The 18,055-nt window shown below is 48.0% G+C and carries 13 protein-coding genes; 6 read left to right on the top strand and 7 right to left on the bottom strand.

Going from position 1 to position 18,055, the window contains the following annotated elements:
- The 4 genes from ACFS7Z_RS24100 to ACFS7Z_RS24085 form a co-directional block, all read right to left on the bottom strand.
- Positions 1–3,147, bottom strand: a 3,147-nt coding sequence (locus ACFS7Z_RS24100) for an SBBP repeat-containing protein (RefSeq protein WP_377490857.1), incomplete at its 3' end; no start/stop codon positions are given.
- Positions 3,148–4,615: 1,468 nt separating this feature from the next.
- The gene (locus ACFS7Z_RS24095) at positions 4,616–7,144 is read right to left on the bottom strand and encodes a TonB-dependent receptor domain-containing protein (RefSeq protein WP_377490854.1); all 2,529 of its coding nucleotides are present in this window, start codon (positions 7,142–7,144) and stop codon (positions 4,616–4,618) included.
- A 592-nt stretch (positions 7,145–7,736) separates the two neighbouring features.
- Positions 7,737–8,351, bottom strand: a complete 615-nt coding sequence (locus ACFS7Z_RS24090; RefSeq protein WP_377490851.1) for a thioredoxin family protein — start codon at positions 8,349–8,351, stop codon at positions 7,737–7,739.
- A 7-nt stretch (positions 8,352–8,358) separates the two neighbouring features.
- Entirely contained in the window at positions 8,359–8,832 is a 474-nt protein-coding gene (locus ACFS7Z_RS24085) for a TlpA disulfide reductase family protein (RefSeq protein ID WP_377490848.1), read from the bottom strand.
- Between the two features lie 573 nt (positions 8,833–9,405).
- On the opposite strand from ACFS7Z_RS24085, the gene ACFS7Z_RS24080 reads away from it, so the two are divergent.
- Entirely contained in the window at positions 9,406–10,158 is a 753-nt protein-coding gene (locus tag ACFS7Z_RS24080; RefSeq protein WP_377490845.1) for a sensor histidine kinase, read from the top strand.
- Positions 10,127–10,858 (top strand): LytR/AlgR family response regulator transcription factor, encoded by a 732-nt coding sequence (locus tag ACFS7Z_RS24075; protein ID WP_377490842.1) that lies wholly within the window; start codon positions 10,127–10,129, stop codon positions 10,856–10,858. Before ACFS7Z_RS24080 ends, ACFS7Z_RS24075 begins: the two co-directional genes overlap by 32 nt.
- 127 nt (positions 10,859–10,985) lie before the next feature.
- Here the strand turns inward: ACFS7Z_RS24075 and ACFS7Z_RS24070 are convergent, their stop codons facing one another.
- The 3 genes from ACFS7Z_RS24070 to ACFS7Z_RS24060 form a co-directional block, all read right to left on the bottom strand.
- The gene (locus ACFS7Z_RS24070; RefSeq protein ID WP_377490839.1) at positions 10,986–12,959 is read right to left on the bottom strand and encodes a hypothetical protein; all 1,974 of its coding nucleotides are present in this window, start codon (positions 12,957–12,959) and stop codon (positions 10,986–10,988) included.
- Positions 12,960–12,997: 38 nt separating this feature from the next.
- Positions 12,998–14,236: a mannonate dehydratase gene (gene uxuA, locus ACFS7Z_RS24065; RefSeq protein ID WP_377490836.1), complete on the bottom strand. Its 1,239-nt coding sequence runs from the start codon at positions 14,234–14,236 to the stop codon at positions 12,998–13,000.
- Between the two features lie 61 nt (positions 14,237–14,297).
- A complete protein-coding gene (locus ACFS7Z_RS24060; protein WP_377490833.1) occupies positions 14,298–15,137 on the bottom strand; it encodes an SDR family oxidoreductase in 840 nt (279 codons plus the stop codon).
- A 507-nt stretch (positions 15,138–15,644) separates the two neighbouring features.
- Here ACFS7Z_RS24060 and ACFS7Z_RS24055 point away from each other — a divergent pair.
- From ACFS7Z_RS24055 to ACFS7Z_RS24040, 4 genes are all read left to right on the top strand, one after another.
- Positions 15,645–15,989 (top strand): hypothetical protein, encoded by a 345-nt coding sequence (locus ACFS7Z_RS24055; RefSeq protein ID WP_377490830.1) that lies wholly within the window; start codon positions 15,645–15,647, stop codon positions 15,987–15,989.
- 70 nt (positions 15,990–16,059) lie between these two features.
- Positions 16,060–16,497, top strand: coding sequence for a sensor histidine kinase (locus ACFS7Z_RS24050; protein WP_377490827.1), 438 nt, complete (start codon positions 16,060–16,062; stop codon positions 16,495–16,497).
- A 225-nt stretch (positions 16,498–16,722) separates the two neighbouring features.
- Positions 16,723–17,109, top strand: coding sequence for a response regulator (locus ACFS7Z_RS24045; protein ID WP_377490824.1), 387 nt, complete (start codon positions 16,723–16,725; stop codon positions 17,107–17,109).
- Between the two features lie 131 nt (positions 17,110–17,240).
- Entirely contained in the window at positions 17,241–17,498 is a 258-nt protein-coding gene (locus ACFS7Z_RS24040; RefSeq protein WP_377490821.1) for a hypothetical protein, read from the top strand.
- Positions 17,499–18,055 lie beyond the last annotated feature (557 nt).

The following is an 18,055-nucleotide window of genomic DNA, read 5'->3' as shown; positions in this document are numbered from 1 at the left end:
GAGGGTGCCGCGGCCGCTGTAGTAGGCCCTGTTGCCGGTGATGACCAGCGAGCCGGGCTCGTAAGAGGTACTACGGAAGGTGAAGGAGCCGGCCTGCAGCAGGAGCATGGTAGCACCCTGCACCTGGCTCTCTTCCCCGTTCCTTTTGCTGTAACTGGCTACCTGGCTCCAGTGCGCCCTTCTGCTGGTTTGCATAAATTCATAGGCAGGGGCGGCGGGTGACTCTATCCAGCCGCTACCGGTCACAAAGCCTGCGTCGGGGGCATACACGTGCACGTACGTGACAGCGGTACTCACCACACAGCCTCCGCCTGGTCCTCCGAAGCTGACGCTGACCTTAAAAAAGTCTGGCACCGAGGGCCAGTTAACGGTAATAGAACTCGTACCCTGGCCACTGAAGCCGGTGAAAGTGTTTCCGCCGGAGTCGGTGATGCTCCAGTGAAAAGAACTGGCCCCGGTGTTAGCTAGGGTGTAGACAAGGCCGGTGGTGCCAATCTTCGCAGCGGCGTTGCCTGTGACGGGGGCTTGCGCTATATCCGGGCACTGGTCCTGTTGGCTGTACTTGAGAGTAAGAAAGTCATTGCCCGTATCAGCACCACCGTCACTATAGCCCGTGACGATAGGGTTACCTCCAGAGTCAAGCGCCATGTCCATGGCCACGTCGGCGTTGCTTCCACTGCTGTTATACCGCTCTACCCAAACCTGCCCACCTGTGGCGGCGGCGTACCGGAGAGTGGCATAGTCCGCGCCATTGCTTTCATCATAGCTACGGCCTGTGACAAAAATGCTGCCCTGGTCATCTACAGCGATGGCGGTGGCCCGGTCATCGCTGCCGGCGGGGCCATTGTAGAGCTGCGCCCATGTCTGCTCGCCCGTGGCGGCATCGTAACGGACGGTGCCGTAGTCCGCACTCAGGTCACCGTAACTGGAGCCTGTCACGTACACGCCGCCCCCGTTGTCAACCGCTATAGCTGCGGCCTCTTCATAACTGAGATCTTCTGCATTGTAATGGCTTGCCCATGTCTGCACGCCAGAGGCGGCATCGTAGCGGACGGTGCCGTAGTCGTAACTGCCATCGCTGCCGTTGCTGGAGCCGGCGACATATACGCCGCCCTGATTATCGGCGGCGATGGCAGTGGCCCGGTCATCGCCGCCCGTAGGGCCGTTGTAGAGCTGCGCCCATGTCTGCACGCCCGTGGCGGCATCGTAGCGGACGGTGCCATAGTCGACGTTGAAGTCGCTGACGTAGCTGTATCCGGTAACGTAGACGCCGCCACTGGCATCAACAGCGATAGCCGTAGCTTGGTCTTCGCCGCTGGCAGGGCCATTGAAGTGCTGCGCCCATGTCTGCTCACCTGTGACAGCGTCGTAGCGGACGGTGCCGTAGTCAGTATTGAAGCTTTCAGTAACGCTGGAACCAGTGACGTAGACGCCGCCAGCGTCGACGGCAATGGCTCTGACGATGTCATCGCTGTTGGGTAAACCAAAGAGGCTAGCCCATGTTTGTTCGCCTGTTTCAGCGTCGTAGCGTACAGTGACATAGTCGAGGCTGAAGAACTCCCCGCCATAGGTGGAGCCGGTGACGTAGACGCCTCCGCTTTTGTCAACTGCAATGGCCGCTGCGAATGAGTGGCTCTCGAACTGCACAGCCCAGAGCTGCTCCCCGGAAGCGGAGTACTTGACGGTGGTTATTTGTAGGATGGTCCCCTGGCTGGTGCCGGTCACGTAGCTGTTCCCCGCCTCGTCTACGGCCACAGATAAGGCAACGTCATGGGTGCTGCCAATCTGGTCAAAGCGCTGTACCCACGTCTCTGCGCCACTGCCGGCACTGTAAAGGATGGTAGCGAAGTCACCTCCGCTGAAGCCGGTGACATAGACGCCGTTAGCGTCGGCGGCAATGGCTGTGGCTTGGTCATTGCTGTCGTTGGGCCCTTCATAACGGCTCACCCAGGTTAGTTCACCTGTGGCAGCGTCGTAGCGGACGGTGGCATAAGCGGCCACGCCGTTAACGCTGGAGCCGGTTACGTAAACGCCACCCATACCGTCAACGGCAATGGCCCTGGCACTGTTGCTGGCGTTTAATTCTTCGTAAGCCTGACTCCAGGCTTCTTCGCCCGTGGCAGCATGATAACGAACAGTCAGGTAGGCGGAGCCGGAACTGCCATCGCTACTGGAGCCGGTGACATAGACGCCGTTAGCGTCGGCGGCAATGGCTGTGGCTTGGTCATTGCTGTCGTTGGGCCCTTCATAACGGCTCACCCAAGACTCCCCCCCTGAGGCGGCATCATAGCGGACGGTGGCGTAGTCGGGACTGAAGCCGTTGCCCATGCTGAAACCGGTGACATAGACGCCGCCGGCCATGTCAACGGTGATGGCGCTGGCCTGATCTTCGCTGAAGTTTCCCGTGCCGTAGCGGCTTACCCAAGTTTCTTCGCCGGTGGCGGCATCATAGCGGACGGTGGCATAGTCTGAGCTCCCGTCATCGCTTCCGATACTGTACCCGGTGACATAGATGCCGCCGGCGTTGTCGGCGGCGATAGCGTTCGCCTGGTTATAGTAGCTGGATGGGCCATTGCCGTTGTAGCGCTGCGTCCAGGTCTCCTCGCCTGTTACAGCGTCGTAGCGGACGGTGGCGTAGCCAAGGACAAAGCTTTCATCATAGCTGTGGCCGGTCACGTAAACGCCCCCCTGGTTGTCGACAGCGATGGCGGTGGGTCTGTCACTGAAGCCGGCCAGGCCGTCGTAACGCTGCACCCACACCTGCCTGCCGGTGGCGGCATCGTAGCGGATGGTAGTGTAGTCTGTATTGTTGTACTCATCATGACTAATCCCCGTGACGTAGAGCGCGCCGCTGTTATCGAGGGCCGTAGCGATGGCAACCGTGTTATTTTCGAACTGCACCACCCACAGCCGCTCTCCGGAGGGGGAGTATTTGACGGTGGTCATCTTTGGCAGTATTCCCGTACTGGTGCCCGTTACATAGCTGTTGCCAGCCTCGTCGGCGAATACGGATACAGCGTTATCTTCTGTGTTAGCCAATCCATTGTAGCGCTGCGCCCACTCCAATGTTGGCTGCTGCGCCACTGCAGGCATACAAAGCAGGTACAGCAGTAGCTGTAGCACTGGGTAAGATAAAGTTGCTTTCATAGCTTTTGATACTACTGGTTTGAATACTTCCTGATGCTGATGTAAACTGAGGCTCCTGCAGGCGGGCAGGCAAAGGAGGTGTGCCGAGGGTGGTGCTGGCGTAATAAAAATTAAATGTGATGCTGGAGAGGGCTTATTAGTAAGTACGGAATCTCTTATAATTTGCTTGCTTTTATTTGCATTTTATTCATAATACTTAAAAAGAGAAATTTCTTAACGGTGCATCTGTCTTATTCTGGAATTGCTAACTGTTTGTGCTAGCTTTGCCTTCCTATGCTGGATGAAACATATCGATGAAATATATCATAGAAGCTAAGCTTGTTTTTCTTTAAGCTCATTTAATCTTTAGCCGCTTCTTTTACTTGCAAAAATAACACATCCAGTGTGCAACCCCAGCGGGCAAGAGGTGTTGTCATGACGGGCAGTGTGGCACCTATCCACCTTGCCATTACACATCTTAAACGACCGTTTATGTACTGTAAAATAAGAAAGATTATGTAGAATAGGCGTTTTCTATTCCGTTAGCTGTGGCATACCCCCTTAGCACGTGAAGATTAAGATTTGAATATTGATAGCTTCCTTTAACTTATAGTAAGTGGGATTATCCTTCCACAGTACAGGGAGTATACAACTGGCAACATTCCAACAGTATATCAGCTGTTTGCTGCCTCAGAAGTGCAGAACATATTACCCTAAAACCTTTCCCAAAGCTTAGTATGGTGGAGATTAATTTATAATTGATCACTACATTCAGTTTTACCCTAAGCTCTTTATCATCATTGACTAGAATTCCTTGGGATTTGGGAAGGTGCTGAGTTTTAACATAGTTTCTGTCGTTGGGCTAAAAGGAAAGCACCACCTCTTCTACCTTGCCGTCTTCAAAGGATATACCAATGGCATTCTTAAAGTAGTCCTCTGGGTTTAGCCTATAGGTTCTTTAAAGCTTAGATTATTGACCGGTTCAAGGCTGCAAATACGATCAAGCCCAAATTTCCTCAGCTGTGCAGGTGGCTACAAAAACTATTCGTATGGTTGAAAGTAAATTCATAGCTATAAAATGTGCTTCAAACGGTCTGCTGAAAAGTCTTAACAACAAAGTTCTTTATAGTGTAATCGTTTATGTAGCAATGATAATTTAATGAGTTGAGTAAAATAAAAAACATGAAGAAAGCCTGTATAACTGTGATGAAATGAATTTGAAAGAATAGGCTTCTTAGTTCCCGTTATGCGATAACTTCCTTTTCCACGCAAAAGCGGTTGTCACAATAGCTCCATAATGGTAAAAACGGTAACTAAATAACGAACATTACATAATGGCAACAACCACTTTACCCGATTGATAAAGCGGCTGTTGACGAAAAAACAAAAACTAACCAATTAAATTTATAGCTTTTATGCCAAGGGTGCAGGAACGTACCGAAACCTAAAACAGCATTCGTACCTTAGAATAAGGTAATGAAAACAAAGGCTATTGCATAGAGGTGTCATCCCCTTCTTTGGCATCTTCATTGTTAACTTTCTTTACCCGGCGTGGCTTTGCTTTCGCATCCTGCTTTCCAAACTGATAGTTAAAGCTCAGTCTTACCTGTCTCATATTGATACTCAGGGCGTTGGTCTGATCCAGTACAAGTACGTTTTCGGAATTGTATGTTTTCATGATTTTCTCCATTGTCACGTATTTGTTAAAAGGGGTGTTCACGTTCAGGGATATGCTTCCTTTTTTATTCAACACTTCCTTTTTTACTGCAAAGTTGTAGACTGCAAATGGCAACATTTTACCTTGCAGCGTTACCTTTGAGGAATTATATGTGCCGGCCATTTGTGCACTGAAGCCTTTGTTAAAGCTGTAGGACACATTCAGGTTAGTATTGTAAACCATGCCGGATCTCGTTAACTGCTGGCTACCACCCTGAATGGATGTATAGAACAGGTTTACGTTACTGCTGATCTTTCCTTTCTCCAGAAACTTAATACTGCCAGACAGGCTAAGCCCGGAGAAGCTTTCTTTCCCCACATTACCGAAAGTAGTTGTTACTCTACCTACAGAGTCAGGGTCAGTACCGCTGTAAGGCAGAACGAGCGTCTGGATCGCGTTGTTTGTCTGTCGCCAGTACAGGGAGGCATTTAGTGATGTTCCTGCTTTGGAGAAAGTACTGAAGCCCAGTTCATAAGAATCTGTAAATTCCGCTTCCAGGTCAGGGTTGCCACGCACCACGTTGTTTGGGTTACTTACATTCTCGTAAGGGTTTAACAAAGACAGCTGCGGCCGCTGAATACGCTTGGAGTAGTTGAACTTGATTGTCTGGTTTTCACTTAAGTTTCTGGAAACTGAAAGGTTGGGAAAAAGATTATGATACTCCTGCGCTACTGTTGTACCATCAGAAATAAAATCTCCATCAATCTGCGTATACTCATACCTCAAGCCCATTTTCAGGTTATACTTGTTGAGTTTGGTACCATAAATAGCATAAGAAGAGAGTACATTCTGGTTGTAGGTAAACATATCTGTTCTTTCCGGTAATAGGATAAAGGGGGATGAAGCCGGACTTGCTATCAGGAAGCGATAGTCACTTTCGGCATAGCGCCAGATGGCTTTGCTACCTACCTCTAAGGTCTGGGTTTTGCTTAAGGGATGGGTGTAATCAGTCTGGAAGGTTACTTCTTCGTTGTAGGCATCGTTGAGGTTCTGCTCTTGTTGAGTGAGCAGATTGCTTTGGTATAAGGTCATAAAGCTTTCGTTGTTGCGGGTGTTTCTGCTTACCAGTCCCAGCAGCGAAAGCTCCTGCCCCGGCTTTTTAAAAGACCTGGTATAGTCGAGGTTGACATCATAGTTGATTCCGTCAAAGCCATTGCTGCCTACCCGGGTGTTCCTGGAATCAGAAGCATCCCTAAAGGTATTGGTCGTGAGCTGTGTTGTTTTAAACTCAATATCCGGAATCATCATTTTTATGCCTGCCGCTAAATAGCTGGATTTGCTAAGACTGTAATCTGCTCCAATCTGCAGTAACTTGGAGGACATCACCCGGTTCATATCTAGCTGCTGCAAGCTACTGGAGATGGAGGAGCCCGGGCCAAACACAGACTCAATTCTGTTCTTACCACGCATATCGCTTATAGCGTATCCCATTGTAGTGCTTACTCCGATTTTGCCTTTCCGGTAGTTGAGGCCCAGATTGGCATTGCTGTTGAGATTGCCCAGGTTGGCAGAAACGTTTCCTGTTAAACCCTGTAGGCCGCTGTCTTTCTTTAAGATGATGTTGACTATACCTGCTGTGCCTTCAGCATCATATTTAGCCGATGGGCTGGTGATCACCTCCACAGAATGGATCTGATTGGCAGGTATCTGCTGCAGGGCATCGGCTACGCTGCTGGCCATTACAGCGGAAGGTTTGTTATTGATGAGCACCCGGATGTTAGAGCTGCCGCGCAACTGCACATTTCCTTCCAGGTCCACGCTCAGACCGGGAACTTTGGCCATCACATCGGCCGCCGTTGCCCCAGGGTTTATATCTTTCTCGGCATTGTAAATCATGCGGTCTATTTTGTCTTCTATTAAAGGCTTTTCCCCTACAACGGTTAATTCCTTCAACGTTCTGGCGGCAGATTTCAAGGCAACTGTCCCAACACTGACCTCATCTTTCCCATTGCCAACGGAGACATTGTCCAGGGTAGCTTTTTCGTAGCCCAGAAAAGTTACATGAAGAAGGTAATTAGCCGGGAAAAGTCCATGAATACTAAACCTGCCCATTTCATCTGTGATGGAGCCATTCACGATTTTACCTGTTGCCTTATCTGTAATGGCAACTGTAGCGTACTCTACAGGGGCTTTGGTTAGGGCATCCATCACAAGACCCGTTACTTTACCATTGCCTTTCGTAACTGGTGGTGTGGTAACTTTTACAGGACCAGCCTTATTGTTTTGAGTAGCTACATTTTGGGCAAAAGTTGCCTGTGCAGCGAGAAAACCCGCTACAGCCAAAAGTATTAATTTTTTCATAATTAAAAGATTATAGCGTAGTTGTTTACTGTAAAAAAATCACTTTTTGAGGGTGATAAGGGAGTAGGTTTTGTTTCATGGCGATTATTCATTTTTTCATAGTTTTACTTGTACTCTGTTCTTTTCCAGAAAAGCCTGTAGCAAAAGCTACATCAGCATTCTCAGATAAAGTTTGCTGTAGCAAAAGGCTCTCTTCTCCTGAATCTCTTCCCTCCTACAATCCCAGGTTACAAGGTCTTTTGTTCCCGTTTTCCTTATCTTCAGCAAGCTTAAGCAACAATTACCGCTACCTAAACTAAATGTGATGGAATGCCAGGAAAAAGTGATGGACTGGTCAAAATCCTTTTTAATTCCACCATCTTTTAGATTAAAAAATAAATCATCCTAAAAATTGGAAGCAGTAGTTTAGTTGATTCCTTATGCTGTACCTAGCACTGATTAATGCATTTCATTGAGCAAAAAAACAGATAAGCTTCCTTTTGGAAAATCATGACTGGTGAGCCTGCCTTCAGAGAAAAAGAGTAGTTTTGTAGATTGACAGTATACTAGCCTATTAAATTAGAACGGAAGGGCTGGGAATGCCACCTAAGAACTACCTTTTAACAGCGCAACCAATCGCTTTTGTGGAGGCTACCTCAATTTGCTTTCCTGCTTCCAGTGAAGTAATTGCATTTTCCACAAATAAGGTCTTGTCAGGATTTTCATTCTCGATATCATTGTCTATTGCTCCTGTATACACTACTTTCAGCCCGGAGCCTTCTCTCTTCAGTAAGAATACATGTGGCGTAACCCGGGCACCGTATTGATCCGTTACTTTTTGCCCCTCATCATACAGGTAAGGAAAAGTAAAACCTTTGGTTTTTGCCCTTTTCTGCATCTTCTCATAGCCGTCCCCTGCAAGAAGGCCTGGGGTATTGGCGTTAATAGCAATAACCGGATAGCCCTTGAAATTATAATTTTTACCTAATGCTATGAGTCGGTCTTCATACTTTTTTGCAATGGGACAGGTATTGGCAGTAAATACCACGATAAATCCTTTGGCATCGGGATAACTTTCAGGCGATACCAACTGCCCGTCAATATTTTTAAGGTTGAAGGACGGGGCAGTTGCACCGGGTTCAATCGTGGTGATCTCCTTCTGTGCCTCGTCAGCACAGCCAACAAATAAGAATAAACTGAGTAAACTGATTAATTTAAAGATTTCCATATTTTTGTTATTTAAAGTATTGATACTCCGTTAGCAATGAATGATATGTAAATTGTTTTTCAAGAAATTTTCGTTTTTTACCTTTCACGAAAAGAGTTGCAGGAATGGCCCCGCTCCAGGATTTATCTATCCTGTCTATATAGACTTGTTGGTCTGTCTCATCCAGAAGAAAAACCTCGTTCTGTAGTCCGCGCTTCTTTATGAATGGAAGTACAGATTTTGCCAAGCGGACTTTAGCATCTACACTTACTAAAAGTACTTTTAGTTTTTCCCGGCGTTTCTCCTGCTGCAGTTTTTCTAAATGCGGAAGCTCTTTTATACAAGGTGCACACCAGGTTGCCCAAAAGTTGATAATGTAGGTAGTATCCTTTCCCTGGTTTATCCTCTCATTCAGGCGGTCTACCGTCAGTAACTCTATTTTCTGACAAAAACCGGAAGTAGCCATAAAAAAAATTATACTTAAAATTACAAGCGTCTTCATAGGTAAGAGAATTTAATTGTCTTGCTAAACGTCCTTTCAGATCTTTCCATTTGTTCACCTTCTTGATTGGTAAAGTGAGGCCCTCTCACCTTTCCCGCTAATCACTAAAACAAAAGAACAGGTACCGATGCAGAAAGCAAAAAGCGATATACCACTACTGAAAAAAATCGACAAATACTACTTTTGCTTCTGCCAAAGCACTTTACAGATTCAAATACTGATTTTGTAGATTATATTTGGCTCTTGCAGATTAGACCAAAGGGGAATGGCAGGAAAAAATAGCTTTGTCTTATGGATAGAATTAAAAGAATATTAGCGCTTATTCACATCATTCCGTGGATCATTGCTTTTGTGAATTTTACCTGGGAGGTTTTGATTAATGACAGGCCCTGCACGCCTCAGGCATTATTGATCGGGCTATATGTTTTTTATGCGCATTTATTCATATTTAAAAAATACCTGAATAAAAGAAAGTATAAAGCCTACTTCCCGCACCTGACCGGGCTCTTGTTGACGGGGCCCCTTCCCTTTCTGATTTTTGCGTACTTTTTTAAGGAAACAATCAGTACATGGATGGATTTGCTGGTTTACTATGTTGATAGTATGCCGATTGTTTTTGCTTTCATCATTGTGAGTTCTTTAGTCGTCATTCTGCAGAACCTTATCCTCAATACGTTAAAGAAAGAGCAGTTGGAGAAACAGGCTATCAATACAGAACTCGTCTATCTGAAGTCACAGATCAATCCACATTTCCTGTTCAATACGCTCAACAACATCCATACATTAGTATATACCCAGGATCCCGCCGCACCTGAGGCAATGATGCGTTTGTCATCTTTAATGCGCTACATGATTTATGAATCGAACGCTTCTGCAGTACCACTTTCCATAGAAATCAATTATTTGCAGGACTATATTAGCCTGCAGCAGTTCCGGTATAAATCAACACCCGTTGTAAACTTTCAGGTGGAGGGAAATACGGAGACCTGCCATATAGCACCATTGTTATTTATCCATCTTCTGGAAAATACCTACAAACATAGTCCGCCCCGATTAAAACCAGGTGCTATCAAGGTGAGAGTGGCAATAGAAGAAAATTTACTTGTTGTCACTTTTCAGAACCCAATAGGAAATAAAAGAGCTAACTTATTGGAAGAACCAGGTGGCATTGGATTAGCGAATGTTCAAAAACGGCTGCAATTACTTTATCCGAATCAGCATAGCCTTGACATCAACAAAACAGATGAGGTTTTCACAGTGGAGTTAAAAATCACCAATCTTCAGACACAAGTTAATGAGAAAGAAGCTCACCTGCTATATTATTGATGATGAGCACCTGGCTCAGAAAATACTGGAAAAGTATATGGCAAAAGTTTCATTTCTGGAGCTGAAAGGCAGCTTTGAGAGCCCTCTTGAGGCAGTTGCACACATGAGCGAAGACAAGCCCGACCTGCTATTTTTGGATATCAATATGCCGGACCTGGACGGACTGAGTTTTATTCCAATGCTGAATCCAAAGCCGATGATCATCCTCACAACCGCCTATGACCAATATGCACTGAAGGCATTTGATCTGGAGGTAAAGGATTACCTGTTAAAGCCTATTTCGTTTGAACGCTTTTACAAGGGAGTACTACGCCTCTACCAGGAATCAAACCCCCAGCACCAGCTGGAGCAAATAGAAGCGAACGCGGCACCTAAACACGAGCAGGAATACGTTTTTATAAAAGTAGGTTACAGTATTCAGAAAATTGCTGTCCGCGATATTTTATTTATTGAAGGGATGAAAGATTACCTGCGTATCCACACCGCTAAAGAAAAGATTATGACCTTACTAAGCTTTGCAAAGGTAGAGGAACTGCTACCTGACAAAAAATTTGCCCGTGTACATAAATCCTTTATGGTCGCCATCGATAAAATTGAACACATTGAAAAAAACAGGATCAGAATAGCTGATCAAATTATTCCTATCAGTGATACCTATGCAGATACTTTTTATAAAATGCTAAGAGATTTTAACGATTAGTATGTTTTAGAAGGCTGGAATTAGCTAACGCTCTTTCCATGTCATTTATTTTTGATCCGAATGCTTGTATCTTACGCTACTTCTATTTTTCTCAGGTCGTATAGGTTCCCTGGTTTCAAAAGAGGAATTAATCTTCAATTTTTACATCCGTTACATTATTATTCATCTCCCAATCAAAGAGAAGGAAACGTGGATCGATACCGGCATGGGCTGGTTTGGCTGGTACCGTCACCTTAATCTTCTGTCTTCCGGAGCGGATGCGATGTTTTTTCATGTAAACAGGCTCATCCGACCCGCTGAGTTCGTTGGCAGGAGCAAACAGGCCAATCTGCACCCAATCGTTCAGGGGTACATCCTTCTCTACACCCTCAGCATCAATCACCATTTTACGCGCCCACACATCAAGTGTCACCTCCCAGTTTCCAGCATTGGTTTTCCTGGCTGTTGCCGACTCTGTTCCAAAATCCCAAAAGGTATTTGCAGCGAAAAGGTCGTGCACCAGGTAATCGAGGGACTCAGGGGTGGCTGCCTTCAGTTCACGGTAGAGGTCAAGCGGGGTCGAAAGAGGCGCTATACCCGGTCCGTGTTTTTCGAGCAGGCGCCGCAGGGCATTGTTTACCTGCTCCTTGCCTATGTATTCACGTAGGGCGTACATCGCCAGAGGCCCCTTGCGGTATACCTGCAGCTTCGTTATGGATCGCAACAGTGGTTCTGAAGCCCGTGTGCGCGGTGCCAGGTATTCTCTTCTCAGCATACTCATAAGTCCTTCGAAGTGCTTAGGGCCTAGGCTGGCCTCTACCACCTCGAGCGCTGAGTGCCAGGCCAGCGTCTCCGTGAGCAGTGCTGCCCCTCCGACTTCTGCTGGTGCAAGCTGATGGCCCCACCATTGGTGCGCCACTTCTTGTGCGACAATTGCGAACGGCAGGTCTATACCTCTTGGGTCCTCCTCTGCCTTGAGGAGCGCAAACCCCTCCTGGAAATAAATATTGGTGGGAAAGGCAAAAAGGGTTGGACTGTTGCCAGGCACTTCCACAAACCGAATCTGGCGATGCTTATAGGCACCGAACTGCCGGGTAAGGTAGCCGAGCGAAGCCTGAGTTCCACGGATGATGCGATCTACGTTGAGGGTATGTCCGGGGTGGTGGAAGACCTGGATTTCGGTATCGTTCCACCGCCCCTTACGTACTGCATAAGCGGCAGAGAAGAATCCAAATTTACCTCTGATTGGCTCGCCAGAACCATATTGAAAATAACGTCGTCCGTTCTGCGTCCACGTCTTGCGCAGTGTACCGGGCGCAATAGCCATCTGCCCTTCGTCAGTGCCTACAACGGCCTCGAACTTAACCCACCCCTGACCTGCAACATCCATGAGCGCAAATGAGTCATCAAGTGGTGGAACCTCTGGGCGCGGCCTGAGCCCATGTAGCTGTCGCTGTTTGGCATCAAGGAACTCGCGGCCTGACTGATAGCCCATGACAGGAAGCAACCAATCTCCGAAGTTTGTGCCATTCTGCGCTACAGAAGGGTCTTTACCTGTGCTGGAAAAACCAAGTGGGTTGTAACGCACCCTGAACTCCATCCCCAATGAATCTCCAGGACTGAGAGGCTTCTCCAGCACGTAGGTCCGGTGGCCGAGCTTCTCGTCTACAAATTCGCTTTTCAAAGGCAGGTTCAATCTTACCGACCGTGTCTCGCCACCCAATGCTGTCGCTACGTGTACTGAATCGATCATCAATTCGCTCTTATTCACGAGTTGATAGGCCCCGCTGATCTCTACTACCCGCTGCTCGAGATAGATCTCGACTTGTAGGCTTGTAGCTGTTACCCGAGGCTGCGGAATGCCCATATACTTACCATAGCGCAGCTCGTACTCGACCCGCCACTCCTCCTCCCCGCTTGAGTAAGCATCACTTGTGTCAAGCAAGTACATGTTGTAAACGATCATGCCTCCAAAGGTTAGCACAAGTACCAATGCCACGGCGGCGGTAACTACTGTATTTCTCGTAAAGCGTCTGCCCGCCATGCGGAGCCGTTGCCGAAAGTCTTGCTCCTTACTACGCGGCCACAACGAGAAGAACTCAGTGAGGGAAAATAATCTCACTAGGATAGGCTGCTTCATTTGAATGAAGCAGCCTATCCTCACAGGATTGATTCTGCAGGTGTTAGTGCTTTCTCAACATCCCACTTCTGGCTGTTCAACAGGCTTCTGCGAATACCCAGCTCAAGGCCGCGCAGTTCGGCTAATCCTCGCAGACGGCCGATGGCTGAGTAGCCGGGATTGGTTTTCTTCTGCAGGTCATCAAGCATTTTATGACCGTGGTCGGGACGGAAAGGCAAGCGTACATCTTTTCTTCCGGCTGTAATGCGCTTTTGCTGCTCCTCTACCAAGGCCTTCATCACGGCATAAATATCCACGTCTCCATCAAGGTGGTCGGCTTCGTGGAAACTGCCTTCTGCATCGCGGCGGGTTGCTCTCAGGTGCACGAAATGAATGCGGTGGCCCAGGCGTTTTACCATGCCCGGCAGATCGTTGTCTGCTCGCACGCCAAAGGAACCAGTGCAGTAGGTAAGGCCGTTGTTCGGGCTGTCTACTGCAGCGAAAAGCTCTTGAATATCCTTTTCAGTGCTCACCACTCTCGGCAGCCCCAGAATAGGAAAAGGCGGATCGTCCGGATGAATGCACATCAGCACACCTGCCTGTTCGGCAGCCGGAATTATCTGGTGCAGGAAGTAAAATAAGTTCCCCTTCAGTTCCTTTGTACCAATGCCGTCATAGGTAGCCAGCACTTTCAGAAACTCTTCCAAGGTATATCCTTCCTCGGCACCAGGTAAACCGGCAATAATGTTTCTGACCAGCAGTTGTTTTCCTTCTTCAGATAAGGTTCCCAGATAAGCCCAAGCCTTCGCCTTCTGATCTTCGGAATAAGAGGCTTCAGCACCCGGGCGCTTGAGCAGGTAAAGTTCGAAAGCGGCAAAGGCGTCTGCTTCGAAACGCAAGGCTGTAGAGCCGTCGGGCATAGAGTACTCAAGGTTGGTGCGCGTCCAGTCCAGTACAGGCATAAAGTTGTAGCACACGATATCGATGCCGCAGGCGCCCAGGTTCAGCAGGGTCTGCTTGTAGTTTTCGATGTACGCCTTGTAGTTGCCCGAACGCTTTTTGATATCCTCATGCACTGGCACACTCTCCACTACAGACCAGGTAAGGCCAATAGATTCCATTTCGGCTTTGCGCTTCAGGATTTCCTTTTTGCTCCACACCTGTCCGTTCGGAACATGATGCAAGGCAGTTACGATGCCAGTAGCGCCGGTCTGTTTTACGTCCCAAAGCGATACAGGATCTTTGGGACCGTACCACCGCCAGGTTTGTTCTAACTGCATAAATCTTGATTATTTAAACTTTTTATATTTACTGATCTATGTTTTACTCCCACGGCAGGCCTTAAACGCCACTGAATGCCGAAAAGCCGCCATCAATGGGAACGACCACTCCCGTCACAAAGGCAGAGGCATCCGAGCAAAGCCAGAGCAGTGTGCCGGCCAGGTCGTCCGGTGAGCCGAAGCGGCCCATGGGGGTGTGGCTTAAAATGGTGTTGCCACGGTCGGTGAGGCTACCATCGGCGGTGGTGAGCAACGCGCGGTTCTGTTCGGTAAGGAAAAAGCCGGGAGCAAGCGCATTCACCCGGATGTTCACCTTGGCAAAGTGTACTGCCAGCCACTGTGTAAAATTTGAAACTGCCGCCTTGGCGCCACTGTAAGCCGGAATCTTTGTAAGCGGACGGAAGGCATTCATCGAAGAGATGTTAATGATGGAGCCCCCTTCCCTGCCTACCATGTCTTTGGCAAAAACTTGGGTAGGCAGCAGTGAACCGATAAAGTTGAGGTCAAAGACAAACTTGATGCCTTCAGGGTCAAGGTCAAAGAAGGTTTTAATGCCTTCTGTCACCTCCAGATCATCTGACAATAAATGGGTGTGGGAAGTAGTGCCTTTAGGGTGATTAATACCGGCACCGTTTATAAGGATATCGCAGGAGCCAAGGTTTTGGCGCACTTTCCGGTGAGCTTCCCTGAGGCTATTCACCTCCAGCACGTTGCAGGCAACAGCAATGGCCACGCCACCTGCAGCCTTAATATCGTCGGCCACCTGTTGGGCCAGTTCTTCCTCCAGGTCCAGCACGGCCACTTTGGCACCTTGGGCGGCCAGGGCCATTACCATGGTACGGCACAGCACACCACCGCCACCGGTCACCACCGCTACTTTTCCAGCTAAGTTATAAAGCATGTTGATTTTGTTTAAGGGAAATTATTGTATCATAGATGCCGTGCTTTAAGAGAAGGGTCTCCTGTGCATTAGATTTGTTGAGTTCGGCCTATAGCTTCTCTTTCTCTACCTGCAGTAGCTGCCAGCATTCGCCGCTGTATTACTCCTTTGAAATAAGCATCCCTTCCTTTCCGGTCAATAGCGAATTTACATCTAGGTCTAGGTATGTGTGGCCAGCCTGATGGCCCCCTCCAGGAAGGGCTGATACTTATTGTTCTCGATACTGGACACCTGCCCCCCTACCCTATTACCGTCCCAATCAGCTTCATTGCTTTTCTGAAAGCCCTGACCCGTTTCCTAATGTTGAATGTTTGCTCATACAGAACCGAAGACAAGCACCTCGACTATATCACCAGACAGCGCAGTGAAGGTAGCTAGCAGCAAAGGAGTCCAGGCGCTGCAGTCCACGAACAAGCGCAGGCGTGTGCAGGACCTGACGCACTTTCTTCATCATCAAGGCTTATCCATTTGTCACAGCCTCTAAGCAATTTCTATGGCAACTACCTCAACGTACCACGGAAGCAGGCAATAGGGAGCAAAGTACACTGTTGGCTTCAAGATTTACAAAACAGCCAAGCGCGTGAAGATGCCCGAGTTGAAGATTTACCGCACGGTGCCTGGATCTTCTGCGACGCTTTTACAATGGAAGAGCGGGAGACACATGAGGCCTGGGCAAGGGTGTTTCTGAATGCAAGGAAACTGAAAGATACCCGACAGTACCAGGCACAGCCTGAGCAGAGAAACGTGCCCTGGCAGAAGCCTTGGACTTCCTGCGGTCTCCCGATGAACTACAGTTTTGCAGTTGCATATTAAAAAGCGGTGAACAAGCACCGCTTTTTAATATGAACTTTTTAGAAACCTGGTGTCTGTTGCAGGACATTGTTTGACAGATCTATTTCTGCTGATTAAGCAAGCGGGTGCTGAAATTCAGGTGGCCATACAGGAATGCGGGCTTATCGACTTCTCCTCCAAAAATGCCCGGAGCATTGTCTATAATTTAGTTTCAAATGCTTTGAAGTACCGATCACCCGAGCGCCAGCTGTTGATACAAATTGATTGCTATCTGCAGGAAAACTACCAGGTGCTGTCCGTGAAGGACAACGGCCTGGGGATGGATCTCACAGATAAAAGCAAACTGTTCGGTATGTTCAAGCGCCTCCACGACCACGTAGAGGGCACGGGTGTGGGCTTGTACATCGTCAAGAAGATAGTTGAGAATGCCGGCGGAAGGATTGAGGTTGAAAGCAAGGTGAATGAGGGGGCCACTTTCAGGGTGTTCTTCCGGGATAGCGGCAACCTAAAAGCCGGCCACGACAAATAAAGGCGTGGCTGCACTTTAAAGGAAATGGGTATGATAAGGCAAATGAGAAAATGCTCAGGCATTTACCTGACTAAAAAATAGGGAGAACGGACACTGCCTTGAAATTACGTAAATATTGGGATTCATGTACGTACTTTTACTACGAGCACATTACATCACATCCATTAACTTTGAACTTTTATAGGTAGATAGGCTATCTGGTATAACCACAGTATTCCCGACTCCATGAAGCCAATTGATAGCATTCTAATTATTGATGATGATGCAGCCAGCGTCTTCCTGACCAGGCGCCTGCTCAGCGGCATGGACAGCAGTTTCCGCATCCTTACTGCACAAAATGGGCAAGAGGCCTTAGAAATGCTGAGAGAAGCAAAGGAGCAGGCAAAGCTTCCCCAGCTTATCCTGCTCGATATCCACATGCCCGTCATGGACGGCTTTGACTTTCTGAAAGAAGTTGGACAAAACGGCCATGTGAACCTGATTGACACCAGGATTGTGCTGCTCACGGCAAGCCACAACCCGGTGGAGATAGCGCAAGGCAAGAACCAGCTGGCGGCAACGTTTCTGCAAAAGCCGCTCACAAAGGAAAAGCTGCGGAGCATTATCTACTGATGCATTGCCTGTTTGCTTTATAGCTCTTTAACCAAAGAATAGTGCTGCCGTATAACTGAGGTATAAGCGATATTAGGAAAAACAGGAGAGGCTTCTTCCATTTGGGAGGAGTCTCTCCTGTTTTATAAGGTTTGAGCCCTTCAGTCATTATCCGTGGATGTAAGCTCCTCTCTACCCAGGGCATGACCGTAGCGCAGGGCCAGGCTGCAGGTGGTTGTCACAAAAACCGGGACAGCTTCTCCAGGGTAAGGGGCTTTTGGATGAAATCAATGACCGGGTATTCCTTTGCTTTTGCCACATCAAGGGCGTGCGTGGAGGAACTGAGCAGCACGATCCGGAGTTCGGCGCTGCTCAGGCCAGCCGATTTCTGCAGCTCCTCTAAAAACTAAAATCCATCTATGACAGGATTACCAGGAAACATTTTCAGGACAGCGATGAAGAAAGCTTAGACAGAAACAAGATACTTCATCGCCTTAAGCACCTTGATGAGAAGATAGAACAGGACCTGCCTATCCAACAGGTACTGGAATGCCAGGCCATCAAGTTCAGGCTGCTGAAGCGGTTAGGCGAGCTGGTCCGCGAGCAAATCACCTACATTGAGAAGCATAAAAGCAGAAGGATGCTATAGCGGGCTGTTAGGCGTTCAAGAAGCTTTTTTGGTATAGACCAACCAATATGCTGCCTATTAGGTAACGGAGCCAGTGAAGTTGTCGGCCCCTCCCGCGAATGTATCAAAAGGAACGGGAGCAATTCAGGGTAATGGGGCAATTCCGCTTATAACACCTGCTACGCAAAGCATGATGGTGTTTACAGCTTCTGCTTGCTCAAGATTCTATTGTACATAATTGTCGTTATGGGCCTTGATAAAAAATGCACTGTTCTACCGAGATTTCGCGCGGCAGAAGATGCGACCGCATAAAGGCATAACCCCAACATAATAATATCA

It is taken from the genome of Pontibacter toksunensis (genome assembly GCF_042686245.1).
GTDB lineage: Bacteria > Bacteroidota > Bacteroidia > Cytophagales > Hymenobacteraceae > Pontibacter > Pontibacter toksunensis.
This window is presented reverse-complemented; position numbering and strand designations above follow the sequence as displayed.

What these genes read in the sequence shown, in the direction of transcription:
- uxuA (WP_377490836.1), bottom strand. Translation starts at nt 14,236, where the DNA reads ATGCAGTTAGAACAAACCTGGCGGTGGTACGGTCCCAAAGATCCTGTA.
- ACFS7Z_RS24085 (WP_377490848.1), bottom strand. Translation starts at nt 8,832, where the DNA reads ATGAAGACGCTTGTAATTTTAAGTATAATTTTTTTTATGGCTACTTCC.
- ACFS7Z_RS24080 (WP_377490845.1), top strand. Translation starts at nt 9,406, where the DNA reads ATGGATTTGCTGGTTTACTATGTTGATAGTATGCCGATTGTTTTTGCT.
- ACFS7Z_RS24075 (WP_377490842.1), top strand. Translation starts at nt 10,127, where the DNA reads ATGAGAAAGAAGCTCACCTGCTATATTATTGATGATGAGCACCTGGCT.
- ACFS7Z_RS24060 (WP_377490833.1), bottom strand. Translation starts at nt 15,137, where the DNA reads ATGCTTTATAACTTAGCTGGAAAAGTAGCGGTGGTGACCGGTGGCGGT.
- ACFS7Z_RS24090 (WP_377490851.1), bottom strand. Translation starts at nt 8,351, where the DNA reads ATGGAAATCTTTAAATTAATCAGTTTACTCAGTTTATTCTTATTTGTT.
- ACFS7Z_RS24045 (WP_377490824.1), top strand. Translation starts at nt 16,723, where the DNA reads ATGAAGCCAATTGATAGCATTCTAATTATTGATGATGATGCAGCCAGC.
- ACFS7Z_RS24095 (WP_377490854.1), bottom strand. Translation starts at nt 7,144, where the DNA reads ATGAAAAAATTAATACTTTTGGCTGTAGCGGGTTTTCTCGCTGCACAG.